The following is a 13,119-nucleotide window of genomic DNA, read 5'->3' on the forward strand; positions in this document are numbered from 1 at the left end:
TGGCGGCCGTAGCGCGGTGGTCCCACCTGACCCCATGCCGAACTCAGAAGTGAAACGCCGTAGCGCCGATGGTAGTGTGGGGTCTCCCCATGTGAGAGTAGGGAACCGCCAGGTTATTATTAAGTGAGGATGCAGAGAACTGCGTCAGTCACACAGAGATACGCGGAGCGGTAGTTCAGTTGGTTAGAATACCTGCCTGTCACGCAGGGGGTCGCGGGTTCGAGTCCCGTCCGTTCCGCCAACATTTAGGGGCGTAGTTCAATTGGTAGAGCACCGGTCTCCAAAACCGGGTGTTGGGAGTTCGAGCCTCTCCGCCCCTGCCATTTACTTGATAAGTAATAACTAAAGATCTTTATTTATTAATAGCCCGGTTCGTTATGAACTGGGTTTTTTATTATCTGAATTTTGCCTGTAAACCTCAAATCCTGCCAAATATCCTTCCTTTTAATTATTCCTGTTGTCTGATAATTACCGCATTACTGTCTTTTTAAATCACCAATGACCGGCGTTACACCGGTATTACGATCAATTGCCCGATAAGTCCCTGCTGATCACTGTTTTGCAACCAGACAGCGTACAGAGGCTTTGTAATCAGGTCATTATTCACTGGAGTCAGTTCAGGATATGTTTTCTTCCAGTGTGCGGGTAAATACGCTACTGATGATGTGACTGACAGTAATTGTTTGGCCTGAAAAGCAGACGATGTGCTTAGGATCGGTGACTGGCAGCGTGCAAAAACAGCCTCATCGTGCTGCTGAAAATCCGCACTCCATTCCAGGCGGATTAAGGACGGAGGATCCTCTGTCGTCAGCGGCTGTATATTGAATAACTGAAGTGTGATTTCGCCGATAATTTCACTTTTCAGTTCATCCATTTTGGGTTGTTCAGTCGAGATAAGTAAATCAAGTTCGCGTGCATGCAGTTGTTTTACCAGGGATTGCCGGGATGCGATCCGGGTTTCCAGCCGGAGGTCTGTGTGTAACTGATATGTCCGTCCCAGCCAGGGCGTCAGACAGGATTCCCACAATGATGCTGTTGCCCCGATGGACAGCGGATTGTGTGCAGAGGCCTGATTAATTTCTTGTTTTGCCAGTTGCCAGGTATTGATCAGTGCTTCGGCGTAAGGCACTAACCGCTCACCGGCTGCTGTCAGGCGGATATTATTACGGTGTCGGGTAAAAAGATTTGCCCCGAGATTCGTCTCTAACTGCCTGATTCTGAAGCTTACTGCTGATTGTGTCAGGTATAAGGATTCAGCCGCACGCCCGAAGTGACGGGTTTTACTGACTTCCAGAAAGGTTTTCAGTAACTCTGTATCCACTGGTATCTCCAAAAAAATTTGTCGTTATGATTTAAATATTTTGTTTTACAGAATCCTAATGCTATCTAATACTCCGCGCCATAAAGAGTATGTCAGTAGAGAATTAGGAGTGTGTCAGATGGCAGAAAGCTTTATCACGACTAATCGTTTTTTTGATAATAAACATTATCCTCGTGGTTTTTCACGCCATGGTCATTTCACCATAAAAGAAGCTCAGTTACTTGAGCGCCATGGTTTTGCTTTCAACGAACTGGATATGGGTAAACGCGCCCCCCAGACGGATGAAGAAAAGCAGTTTGTTTCTGTATGCCGTGGTGAGCGTATGCCGGAAACAGCAGAAGAAAAAGTGTGGATTAAGTATCTGGAGCGCATTCGCAAACCAAAACGCTTCCACACGCTGTCCGGTGGTAAACCTCAGATCGATCCGTCGGAAGACTATACCGACACAGATGATTAATATCATCAGAAATAATAAGTTAAAAGGGGCATTCGTGCCCCTTTCGCTTTTCAGGAAACCGCCTGCTGAAGTTTATGGATAAATCTGTCCATTACACGGTAACTGAGTGCCTCCAGTATATCGTTTCGTGATACCGCTCCCTCTTCATTCCGCAGATCGGCTATCGTTCTGCTGACACGCAGTATACGGTGCCATGCACGGACAGACAGATTAAGTTGTGTCAGTGCATCCTCAAGAAAACGGGCGTCCTGTGGTGATAACGCACAGACTTCTTCCGTTTCTTTTCCTGATAACGCTGCATTCAGTTTTTCCTGTTCGTTACGGCGGTACTGCTGCTCACGTGCGGATTGTACCCGCATTTTTACCCGGGCGTGAACCGGCGGATCTTTATCTGTCCGGCTCAGTGTTCCCGGCGGCAGCATAGGGACTTCAATGGATAAATCAAACCGATCCAGAAAAGGCCCTGATATACGGGAAAGATAACGCAGTAATTGCTGAGGACCGCTGCGGTTATGTATCCCCTGATAGTGCCCGGTCGGACTGGGATTCATGGCGGCAATGAGTTGTATCCGTGCGGGAAAGCATACTTTCGCTTTGGCTCTGGAAATGATTATTTCTCCTGATTCGAGCGGCTCACGCAGGGAATCCAGGGTTTTGCGGGAAAATTCGGGTAACTCATCAAGAAACAGAATACCGTGATGTGCCAGCGAGATTTCGCCTGGCCGCGGTATACTGCCGCCGCCGGTAAGTGCAGCAGAAGATGCGGTATGATGTGGTGCTCTGAACGGGCGCTGAGGCCATTTGTTTTGCTCTGATGAGGTTTGGGTCAGGCTCTGTATTATCGCCACGTCAAGAGCCTCCTGCGCGGTCAGCGGCGGGAGTAATGTTCCCAGCCGGCTGGCCAGCATTGTTTTTCCTGTGCCGGGCGGGCCGAGCAGGAGTAAATTATGTCCGCCGGCGGCACTGATCTCCAGAACCCGTTTGGCGTGTTGCTGGCCGGTAATATCATCAATAGTTGCAGTGCCGTTATTTTCTGCTTTTTCTGTCAGATGATTGTTTTCTGCCAGTACCTGCTGATGATGAAAAAAAGCCGCAATCTGTAATAAATTATCTGCCATCAGTGCCGAACCGGAAGGTAAAATACATAATTCAGCATCATGCTGTTTTGAAACCACAGCCTGTCTTCCTGACTGACGGGCGGCCAGTACTGCCGGTAATATTCCGCGGCAAAACCGCAGTTCTCCTGATAAGCCCAATTCCCCCGAAAACTCATAATTTTCTGTCAGTTTTGTATCGATTTGTCCCGATGCCGAGAGTATGGCAACAGCGATAGGAAGATCATAGCGGCCGCCTTCCTTGGGTAAATCTGCCGGTGCCAGATTGATAGTGACGCGCTTTGCAGGAAATTCAAATCCGCCGTTGATCAGGGCACTGCGAACTCTGTCCCTGGACTCTTTGACTGCTGTTTCCGGTAATCCCACCAGCGTTAATCCGGGCAGTCCGGCGCTGATATGAGCTTCGACAGTGACCAGCGGCGCATCTGTTCCGATCATGGCGCGGGTATAAACAATGGCAAATGACATCAGGTCACCCTGCAGTTATGTAAACGAATGATCATGATGCAGGCTTTTGACATCATTTCGCTGCATAATTCTGTTTTTTACGGTCTGAACTGACGAAATTCATGTCTGTTGCAAAAAGTGATGTTAATTTTGCGTGTTGTGCCGGAAAAACGACTGAGAGGGAATTAATTTCCGGATTTCAGAATAAAAAAATGCCACGCTTTTTATCGTGATCCCGGGAAATGATCTTCAGAGGAAAAGTAAATTGTACCGGAGAATGTCCGGTTTTTTTTGCGTTATTCCGGAAGCGGTAATTTTGGCAGAAGAGGATTCCGGTATATTGATAAACGACAGTAAAATATATTGGTGAGACTGGCAATTGACTGAATTATATGGATTTTTATTCTTGCTGTTAAAAAAAAGACAAATAGCCGTTGTCAGGAATTCGATAACATGATAACTCTAAAATAAAGAGATCAACTGAATACGGCAGACAGAAGAATTTATCCATGAATAAGATTGTCCGGGTTATCAGCCTAATTATCGTGAGCGTGGTGGTGATTATTATCCCACCGTGCGGGGCTGCACTCGGATACGAAAATGGCTGATACGAGCCAGGATCTCACGAGAACCCCGCACCGAAAGGCGCGGGGTTTTTTTTAGCCTTAAAATTATGTTTTTTCACTGAAAAAGAAAACGGCGACTAAGGAGTCACACATGAACGGGGCACAGTGGTTAGTGCAGGCACTACGGACACAGGGCGTTGACACTGTGTTCGGCTACCCGGGCGGGGCGATCATGCCGGTCTATGACGCGCTGTATGACGGTGGTGTGGAGCACGTGCTCTGCCGTCATGAACAGGGAGCGGTTATGGCGGCAATCGGCTATGCACGGGCAGGGCAGAAAACGGGAGTATGTATCGCAACATCAGGGCCGGGGGCGACAAATCTTATCACCGGACTGGCGGATGCACTGCTTGATTCAGTACCGGTTGTTGCTATCACCGGACAAGTAGGTTCATCACTGATTGGTACGGATGCCTTTCAGGAGATCGATGTGCTGGGGCTGTCTTTGTCGTGCACAAAACACAGCTTCCTGGTTGAATCAATTACTGATTTGCCGCGAATTATTACCGAGGCTTTTGCGATTGCCGCAGGCGGGCGTCCGGGGCCGGTACTCATTGATATCCCGAAAGACATTCAATTACAGATTGGTGAATTTACCCCGTATTTTCTGCCGGTGAATGATGCGGAGCCTCTGTCACAGACGGCGCTCTCCCGTGCCCGGCAACTGATGCGGGAGAGCCGGAAACCGGTACTGTATGCCGGCGGCGGTGTCGGTATGTCAGGTGCGGTCGCGCAACTGCGGGCATTTCTGAATGAAACCGGTATGCCGGCAGTGAGCACGCTGAAAGGGTTGGGTGCAGTATCTCCGGATTATCCTCAGTACCTCGGGATGCTCGGTATGCACGGCGCAAAAGCAGCAAATCTGGCGGTGCAGGAAGCGGATCTGCTGATTGCGGTCGGTGCCCGTTTTGATGACCGGGTGACCGGGAAGCTGAATGCATTTGCCCCGCATGCAAAGGTGATTCATGTGGATATCGACCCTGCCGAGCTGGATAAATTACGGCAGACACATGTATCGCTTGCCTGTGATGCAAAACAGGCTCTGCCGTTGCTGTCACAACCGCTGTCGTTAGCCGCCTGGCAGCACCATGTCAGGGCTCTGAAAGCGGAACACGCTCCGGATTATTCACATACCGGTGACAGTATTTTTGCTCTGTTGCTGTTATCTCAGGTATCTGCGGCCAAACCGGCGGATTGTGTGGTGACAACGGATGTCGGGCAGCACCAGATGTGGACGGCGCAGCATATGACGTTTGACGGTCCGGAGAATTTCCTGACATCCGGCGGCCTGGGAACAATGGGATTCGGTTTACCGGCAGCGATCGGGGCGCAGATTGCCCGCCCTGACGCGACGGTGCTGTGTGTTTCCGGTGACGGCTCTTTCATGATGAATGTGCAGGAGCTGACCACGGTTAAACGCAAGCGCCTGCCGGTCAAAATCCTGCTGCTGGATAATCAGCGCCTCGGCATGGTGCGCCAGTGGCAGGAACTGTTTTTCGATAAGCGTTACAGCGAGACGGTGCTTGATGACAATCCTGATTTTGTTGCCCTGGCGCGCTCGTTTGATATCCCCGGGCAGATGGTGACGGAGAAATCCGCACTGCCATCCGCAATTGAGACCCTGTTACACCATCAGGGCCCGTATTTATTACATGTCGCCATCCGTGAAGAAGATAACGTCTGGCCATTAGTACCGCCGGGTGCGGGTAACGAACATATGATGGAGAGCTCATTATGATGCAGCATCAGTTAGCAATTCAGGCACGTTCATGCCCGGAAATCCTGGAACGGGTTCTGCGGGTTGTGCGCCACCGCGGATTTAACGTCTGTGCTATGAAAATGGATCTGGCGAAAGGTTCCGAAGGTGATAATGTAAATATTGAGTTAACAGTTTCAAGCCTGCGGCCGCCGGCCCTGCTCTGTACACAGTTAGTTAAGCTGGCGGATGTGGCGGATGTCGAAGTCCTCACAAAAAATACACAAAATTATCAACATATTAGCTGTGCAGTATAAAGGAAAATTACAATGACAAAAAAAGCTGATTTTATTTGGTTCAATGGTGAGATGGTTCCATGGGCAGAGGCAAAGGTTCATGTTATGTGTCATGCCATGCACTACGGAACCTCTGTTTTTGAAGGGATTCGCTGCTATGAGTCTCATAAGGGCCCTGTCGTTTTCCGTCATCGCGAACATATGCAGCGCCTGCATGATTCTGCCAAAATCTATCGTATGCCGATGGAGTATTCCGTTGATGAATTAATGGAAGCCTGTCGTGCCACGCTGCGTAAAAATAACCTCACAAGTGGTTATATCCGCCCGCTGGTCTTTATCGGGGATGTCGGCATGGGAGTTAACCCGCCGCAGGGCTATAAAACCGATGTCATCATAGCGGCATTCCCGTGGGGAGCCTATCTGGGTGAGGAAGCACTGGATGCCGGGATTGATGCGATGGTGTCATCCTGGAACCGTGTGGCGCCGAATACCATCCCGACCGCAGCCAAAGCCGGCGGTAACTACCTGTCCTCGTTACTGGTCGGCAGTGAAGCCCGCCGTCACGGTTATCAGGAAGGGATTGCGCTGGATGTGCACGGTTATATCTCAGAGGGCGCAGGTGAAAACCTGTTTGAAGTGAAAAACAATATTATCTTCACGCCGCCGTTTACCTCTTCCGCGCTGCCGGGCATTACCCGTGATGCGATTCTGACGCTGGCAAAAGAGCTGGGTTATGAAATCCGTGAGCAGACACTATCCCGCGAATCACTTTATCTGGCGGATGAAGTCTTTATGACCGGCACCGCCGCGGAAGTCACACCGGTACGCAGTGTTGACGGCATTCAGGTCGGTATCGGCCGCTGTGGTCCTGTCACCAAAGAAATTCAGCAGGCATTCTTCGGATTGTTCACCGGTAAAACAGAAGACAAATGGGGCTGGTTAGATCCGGTAAATCCATAATAACGAAACAGATTTACAGGCGGGTCGTTCCCCGCCTGATTTTTGCAAACACGGGAGATTACAATGCCTCAGTACCGTTCGGCGACAACCACACATGGCCGTAATATGGCGGGTGCGCGCGCATTATGGCGTGCGACAGGAATGACAGATGCCGATTTCGGCAAACCGATTATCGCGGTTGTTAACTCATTCACACAATTTGTTCCGGGTCATGTTCACCTGCGGGATCTGGGTAAACTGGTGGCAGAGGAAATTGAGGCCGCCGGTGGCGTTGCCAAAGAATTCAACACGATTGCCGTGGATGACGGTATCGCGATGGGGCACGGCGGGATGCTGTATTCTCTGCCGTCGCGCGAGCTTATCGCCGATTCCGTGGAATACATGGTCAATGCGCACTGTGCGGATGCCATGGTGTGTATCTCCAACTGCGACAAAATCACCCCGGGGATGCTGATGGCGTCACTGCGCCTGAATATCCCGGTTATTTTTGTGTCCGGCGGCCCGATGGAAGCCGGTAAAACCAAATTATCTGATCAGATTATCAAACTGGATCTGGTGGATGCCATGATCCAGGGGGCAAATCCCGAGGTTTCCGATGCCGACAGTGAACAAATCGAACGCTCCGCCTGCCCGACCTGCGGCTCCTGTTCCGGTATGTTCACCGCTAACTCGATGAACTGCCTGACCGAAGCCCTGGGGTTATCTCAGCCGGGTAATGGTTCTCTGCTGGCGACGCACGCCGACCGTAAAAATCTGTTCCTCAATGCCGGGCGCCGGATTGTGGAAATCACCAAAAAATATTACGAACAGGATGATATCCGTTTTCTGCCGCGCAATATCGCCACCAAAGCCGCCTTTGAGAACGCGATGATACTGGATATCGCCATGGGCGGTTCAACCAACACAGTTCTGCATCTGCTGGCGGCAGCGCAGGAAGGGGAGGTTGATTTCACAATGGCGGATATTGATCGTCTCTCCCGTGCGGTGCCGCATTTATGCAAAGTCGCGCCGAGCACTCAGAAATACCACATGGAAGATGTGCATCGTGCCGGCGGGGTTATCGGTATTCTGGGTGAACTGGATCGTGCCGGGTTGCTGCACCGTGAAGTCAGCAATGTGCTGGGAATGACCCTGCCGGAATTGCTGGCGGCATATGATATTACACTGACGAAAGATGATGCGGTAAAACAGATGTATTCTGCCGGGCCTGCCGGTATCCGCACAACAAAAGCATTTTCCCAGGATTGCCGCTGGCCGTCTCTGGATGATGACCGTGAAAATGGCTGTATCCGCAGTAAAACGCATGCTTACAGTCAGGATGGCGGGCTGGCGGTACTGTCCGGCAATATTGCCGCAGATGGCTGTATTGTAAAAACAGCCGGGGTGGATGAGGGCAGCTTAACCTTCACCGGTCCGGCAAAAGTCTATGAAAGTCAGGATGATGCGGTAAAAGCGATTCTCGGCGGAGAGGTTGTGGCCGGCGATGTGGTGGTGATCCGCTACGAGGGGCCGAAAGGCGGGCCGGGGATGCAGGAAATGCTGTATCCGACAACCTATCTGAAATCCATGGGGCTGGGAAAAAGCTGTGCGCTTATCACTGACGGACGGTTCTCCGGCGGCACATCCGGGTTATCCATCGGCCACGTTTCGCCGGAAGCGGCTAACGGCGGTCTGATCGGACTGGTTAAAACCGGTGATACTATCGCGATTGATATTCCGTCACGGCAGATTTCCCTGAACGTGGATGAGCAGACACTGGCAGCACGCCGGGCAGCGGAAGAAGCCCGGGGTGAAAAAGCCTGGTCACCGCAGAACCGTGAACGGCAGGTCTCTTTTGCACTGCGTGCATACGCGCTGCTGGCGACCAGTGCGGATAAAGGTGCAGTACGGGATAAAAGTAAACTCGGAGGTTAAGGATGACCGCAAAACAACCATTATCTGCTCAGCCGTCAGCGGCTGAGTATGTGAGAGCGGCTTTCAGCGCCTCCGTTTATGATGTCGCTCAGGTCACGCCGCTGCAACTGATGCCGAAGCTGTCCGCGCGGCTCGGCAATACGATTTCCGTCAAGCGGGAAGACAGACAACCCGTCCACAGTTTTAAGCTGCGCGGTGCGTACGCCATGATTGCGGAACTGACGGAAGAACAAAAACTGCGGGGCGTGGTGACGGCATCAGCCGGAAACCATGCTCAGGGGGTGGCGCTGTCAGCCGGAAAAACCGGGGTGAAAGCCCTGATTGTGATGCCGGTGGCGACTGCTGATATCAAAGTGGATGCGGTTCGCGGGTTCGGCGGTGAAGTGGTTCTCCACGGCGCTAATTTTGATGAAGCAAAAGCGCATGCGCTTGAACTGGCAACCTCTCTCGGCATGACATTTATCCCGCCGTTCGATCATCCTTCGGTGATCGCCGGTCAGGCCACGATAGCCCTTGAACTGCTGCAACAGAATGCCCGTCTCGACAGGGTGTTTGTGCCGGTCGGCGGCGGCGGGCTGGCCGCCGGTGTGGCGGTGTTTATCAAACACCTGATGCCGGATATTAAAGTGATCGGGGTGGAGGCTGAAGAGGCGGCCTGTCTGAAAGCTGCACTGGACGCCGGACACCCGGTTGAATTACCGAAAGTCGGGCTGTTTGCCGAGGGAGTGGCCGTCAAACGGATTGGTGATGAGACGTTCCGTCTGTGTCAGCAGTATCTGGATGATGTGATCACCGTGGACAGTGATGCCATCTGCGCAGCCATGAAAGATCTGTTTGATGACGTACGGGCAGTGGCGGAGCCTTCCGGGGCACTGGCGCTGGCGGGAATGAAGAAATATATTCAGCAGCACAATATTCAGGGGGAAAATCTGGCGCATGTGCTGTCCGGTGCCAACGTGAATTTCCATGTGCTTCGTTATGTATCGGAGCGGTGTGAACTGGGAGAGCAGCGCGAAGGTGTGTTTGCGGTGACGATCCCCGAAGAGAAAGGCAGTTTCCTGCGGTTTTGTCAGGCGTTGGGCCCGCGAGTGGTAACGGAATTTAATTACCGTTACAGCGGTTCAGATGAGGCTTCAGTATTTGTCAGTGTCCGTGCGGATGAAGGCCCCGGTGCACGGAAAACCATTCTGGACGGTCTTACCACCGCCGGTTTCAGTGCGACAGATTTATCCGATGACGAAATGGCAAAACTGCATGTCCGCTACATGGTGGGCGGGCGTCCGTCTGTGCCGTTGCAGGAGCGGCTGTTCAGTTTTGAATTCCCGGAAGCGCCCGGCGCACTACTGAAATTCCTGGAAACACTCGGTACTCACTGGAATATCTCGCTTTTCCATTACCGCAGCCACGGTACGGATTATGGCCGCGTACTGGCGGCATTTGAAATACAGGAAGGGGATGTGCAGTTTGAGCAGCATCTGAATGCTCTCGGCTATGATTTCCGTGATGAAACCGGCAATGCCGCCTTTGCCCGTTTTCTTGCCCCGCAGTTATCCGGGGTGGCGCGGCAGTAGCTGCCAGAATGCTCTGATCAGCGGCTCATGCAGCCGCTTGTTCAGTGTGCAGACGCCGAGCTCAAACGGCGCGACCATCGAAATATTATCCAGTTGCAGAATACGGCTGCGGATAGCCTCAGGACTGTTTTCCACCACCACATTCGGGATCAGTGCGATACCGCAGCCCAGCGCCACCATGGACACAATAGCTTCATGGCCGGAAACCGTGGCATAAATCTGCGGCTCCTGAATCCGGTGTGTTTTGAACCATAAATCAATCCGTTTACGCGACGGGCCGTGCTCCGGAATGATAAACGGAATATTTTCCCAGTCAGGTTCCGGCTGTACTGCCTGCTGTCTGACCGGGCACGGCAGCGCGGGTGCGATCAGTGACAGCGGGATTTCGCCTATCTGATGAAAACGGACATTATCCGGCAGTTTTTCCGGTTTACCGGCGATACCGAGGTCGGCTTCCTGTGACTGTACTTTTTCCACCGCATCGGCGGCATCCCCGGTGGTCAGTTTGATTTCCACCTGCGGATGCTCTGCACGGAACTGATCCAGAATCTGCGGCAGATGGCTGTATGCGGCCGTTACAGAACAGAACAGACGTAATTCACCGGTCAGCGACGGGCTCTGGTGATTCAGGGCATGTTGCAGCTGCTGGTATTGCAGCACCGTTTCCTGTGCAAATTTTTTCAGTTGTTCACCGGCGGCTGTCAGCTGAACAGTGCGGTTATCCCGCAGAAATAACGGGTGCCCGAGAGACTCCTCAAGCCGCTGGATCTGCCGTGAAAGTGTTGACGGGCTGATGTACATGGCAGCAGCGGTTTTGCCGAAATGGCAGCTCTCCGCAAGATGTAAAAACAGTCTGAGTTCCCGGATATCCATCACAACCTCTCAGGGGATTATGTTTTAGTCAGTACGTTGCATAAATTGCATCACTATCTTGTGAATATATCAATTTAAGCAATGAAAATCATGACATATAGTCATTATAAATAAAGGGTGTTTATACCCTTATTCATTCAAACCGCAGGTTCGTTGGCTTCACTCAGCCAGCCGGGTCACATACTGATGTATGCTCCCCGTCTGTCTTCCCTTGCCGCCTGCCTGCACTTTGAATGACGTTGGGTATATCACCCCGGTAAATAACAAAATCAGTGCTGCAAAGACAGCAATCTGAGCAAACACAATACACGGAGTCACCATGGCGAATTATTTTAATACACTGAATTTGCGCCAGCAGCTGGCGCAGTTAGGCAAATGCCGGTTTATGGCGCGCGAAGAATTTGCGGACGAGGCAGGGTATCTCAAAGGTAAAAAAGTGGTGATTGTCGGCTGTGGTGCACAGGGGCTGAACCAGGGGCTGAACATGCGCGATTCCGGTCTGGATATCGCTTATGCACTGCGTCAGGAGGCGATTGATGAGAAACGTACGTCATGGCGCCGTGCCACCGAAAACGGTTTCACCGTCGGTACGTATGAAGAGCTGATCCCGCAGGCTGACCTGGTGGTTAACCTGACGCCGGACAAACAGCACTCTGCGGTGGTGAAAGCAGTTCAGCCACTGATGAAATCCGGTGCGGCACTGGGTTACTCACATGGCTTCAATATTGTCGAAGTCGGCGAAACCATCCGGCCTGATATCACGGTTGTGATGGTGGCACCGAAATGTCCGGGAACAGAAGTACGTGAAGAGTACAAACGCGGCTTTGGTGTACCGACGCTGATTGCGGTGCATCCGGAAAATGATGCCAAAGGCGAAGGCCTGGCGATTGCCAAAGCCTGGGCTGCGGCGACCGGTGGCCATCGTGCCGGTGTTCTGGAATCATCTTTTGTTGCGGAAGTTAAATCTGACCTGATGGGTGAGCAGACTATCCTCTGCGGTATGTTGCAGGCTGGTTCGCTGCTCTGTTATGACAAAATGGTTGCTGACGGTGCAGACCCGGCGTATGCGGGCAAACTGATCCAGTACGGCTGGGAAACCATTACCGAAGCACTGAAACAGGGTGGTATCACGCTGATGATGGACAGATTGTCCAATCCGGCAAAAATCCGTGCTTATCAGCTGTCTGAAACCCTGAAAGTACAGATGAAAACCCTGTTTGAAAAACATATGGATGACATCATTTCCGGTCATTTCTCCTCAGCGATGATGGCTGACTGGGCGAATGATGACAAAAACCTGCTGACATGGCGCGAAGAAACCGGCAAAACAGCGTTTGAAAATTACCCGGATTCTGAGCAGAAAATCAGTGAGCAGGAATACTTTGACCACGGTGTTGTCATGGTGGCAATGGTGAAAGCCGGTGTTGAGCTGGCCTTTGAAACCATGATTGATGCGGGGATCATTGCGGAATCCGCCTATTATGAATCACTGCATGAGTTGCCGCTGATCGCCAACACGATTGCCCGTAAGCGTCTGTATGAAATGAACGTGGTTATCTCGGATACTGCGGAATACGGTAACTACCTGTTCTCGTTTGCGGCAGTGCCGTTACTGAAAGATTTTATGGCATCACTGCAACCGGGTGACCTGGGCAAATCCGGCACGGACCACGGCACGGATAACGCGCAACTGCGTGATATCAATGAAGCGATCCGTCAGCATCCGATTGAAACCGTGGGTAAAACCCTGCGTGGTTATATGACTGATATGAAACGTATCGCAGTCGGCGGCTGATAACAGAATAATGATATTATCTCACGGCACCTTCGGGTGCCGTTTTCT

General features: G+C 51.7%; 11 protein-coding genes, 2 tRNA genes and 1 rRNA gene. 11 read left to right on the forward strand and 3 right to left on the reverse strand.

Annotation, left to right across the window (positions count from 1 at the left end; genetic code table 11):
- The 3 genes from rrf to AAZR23_RS16475 all read left to right on the forward strand — a co-directional run.
- Nucleotides 1-114 (forward strand): 5S ribosomal RNA (gene rrf, locus AAZR23_RS16465); the annotation flags it as partial.
- 50 nt (nucleotides 115-164) lie between these two features.
- Nucleotides 165-241, forward strand: a tRNA-Asp gene (locus tag AAZR23_RS16470).
- A gap of 6 nt (nucleotides 242-247) precedes the next feature.
- A tRNA-Trp gene (locus AAZR23_RS16475) sits at nucleotides 248-323 on the forward strand.
- Between the two features lie 185 nt (nucleotides 324-508).
- Here the strand turns inward: AAZR23_RS16475 and hdfR are convergent.
- Nucleotides 509-1,321, reverse strand: coding sequence for an HTH-type transcriptional regulator HdfR (hdfR, locus tag AAZR23_RS16480; RefSeq protein ID WP_166708813.1), 813 nt, complete (start codon nucleotides 1,319-1,321; stop codon nucleotides 509-511).
- A gap of 118 nt (nucleotides 1,322-1,439) precedes the next feature.
- On the opposite strand from hdfR, the gene AAZR23_RS16485 reads away from it, so the two are divergent.
- Nucleotides 1,440-1,778 (forward strand): DUF413 domain-containing protein, encoded by a 339-nt coding sequence (locus AAZR23_RS16485; RefSeq protein WP_004234373.1) that lies wholly within the window; start codon nucleotides 1,440-1,442, stop codon nucleotides 1,776-1,778.
- A gap of 50 nt (nucleotides 1,779-1,828) precedes the next feature.
- On the opposite strand, the gene AAZR23_RS16490 is transcribed toward AAZR23_RS16485, so the two are convergent.
- Nucleotides 1,829-3,361: a YifB family Mg chelatase-like AAA ATPase gene (locus tag AAZR23_RS16490; protein WP_434693823.1), complete on the reverse strand. Its 1,533-nt coding sequence runs from the start codon at nucleotides 3,359-3,361 to the stop codon at nucleotides 1,829-1,831.
- A gap of 488 nt (nucleotides 3,362-3,849) precedes the next feature.
- On the opposite strand from AAZR23_RS16490, the gene ilvL reads away from it, so the two are divergent.
- The 6 genes from ilvL (at nucleotide 3,850) to ilvA (ending at nucleotide 10,403) form a co-directional block, all read left to right on the forward strand.
- The gene (ilvL, locus tag AAZR23_RS16495; RefSeq protein WP_079549161.1) at nucleotides 3,850-3,948 is read left to right on the forward strand and encodes an ilv operon leader peptide; all 99 of its coding nucleotides are present in this window, start codon (nucleotides 3,850-3,852) and stop codon (nucleotides 3,946-3,948) included.
- Nucleotides 3,949-4,057: 109 nt separating this feature from the next.
- Entirely contained in the window at nucleotides 4,058-5,704 is a 1,647-nt protein-coding gene (ilvG, locus tag AAZR23_RS16500) for an acetolactate synthase 2 catalytic subunit (RefSeq protein WP_434693826.1), read from the forward strand.
- Nucleotides 5,701-5,979, forward strand: coding sequence for an acetolactate synthase 2 small subunit (ilvM, locus tag AAZR23_RS16505; RefSeq protein WP_004234381.1), 279 nt, complete (start codon nucleotides 5,701-5,703; stop codon nucleotides 5,977-5,979). Before ilvG ends, ilvM begins: the two co-directional genes overlap by 4 nt.
- Before the next feature lie 12 nt (nucleotides 5,980-5,991).
- Nucleotides 5,992-6,918 carry a branched-chain-amino-acid transaminase gene (ilvE, locus tag AAZR23_RS16510; protein WP_046894200.1) on the forward strand — a complete coding sequence of 309 codons (927 nt, stop codon included), beginning with the start codon at nucleotides 5,992-5,994 and terminating at the stop codon, nucleotides 6,916-6,918.
- 63 nt (nucleotides 6,919-6,981) lie between these two features.
- On the forward strand, nucleotides 6,982-8,832 hold the full coding sequence (ilvD, locus tag AAZR23_RS16515) for a dihydroxy-acid dehydratase (RefSeq protein ID WP_434693831.1): 1,851 nt from the start codon (nucleotides 6,982-6,984) through the stop codon (nucleotides 8,830-8,832).
- A 2-nt stretch (nucleotides 8,833-8,834) separates the two neighbouring features.
- The gene (ilvA, locus tag AAZR23_RS16520; protein WP_218426985.1) at nucleotides 8,835-10,403 is read left to right on the forward strand and encodes a threonine ammonia-lyase, biosynthetic; all 1,569 of its coding nucleotides are present in this window, start codon (nucleotides 8,835-8,837) and stop codon (nucleotides 10,401-10,403) included.
- Here ilvA and ilvY read toward each other — a convergent pair.
- Nucleotides 10,380-11,276 (reverse strand): HTH-type transcriptional activator IlvY, encoded by an 897-nt coding sequence (ilvY, locus tag AAZR23_RS16525; protein ID WP_054424112.1) that lies wholly within the window; start codon nucleotides 11,274-11,276, stop codon nucleotides 10,380-10,382. The two genes, ilvA and ilvY, sit on opposite strands and share 24 nt — an antisense overlap.
- A gap of 319 nt (nucleotides 11,277-11,595) precedes the next feature.
- Here ilvY and ilvC point away from each other — a divergent pair, with 319 nt between their 5' ends.
- The gene (ilvC, locus tag AAZR23_RS16530; protein WP_434693834.1) at nucleotides 11,596-13,071 is read left to right on the forward strand and encodes a ketol-acid reductoisomerase; all 1,476 of its coding nucleotides are present in this window, start codon (nucleotides 11,596-11,598) and stop codon (nucleotides 13,069-13,071) included.
- The last annotated feature ends 48 nt before the right edge of the window (nucleotides 13,072-13,119 follow it).

Source organism: Morganella sp. Je.2.23 (assembly GCF_051129855.1).
Lineage (GTDB): Bacteria > Pseudomonadota > Gammaproteobacteria > Enterobacterales > Enterobacteriaceae > Morganella > Morganella sibonii.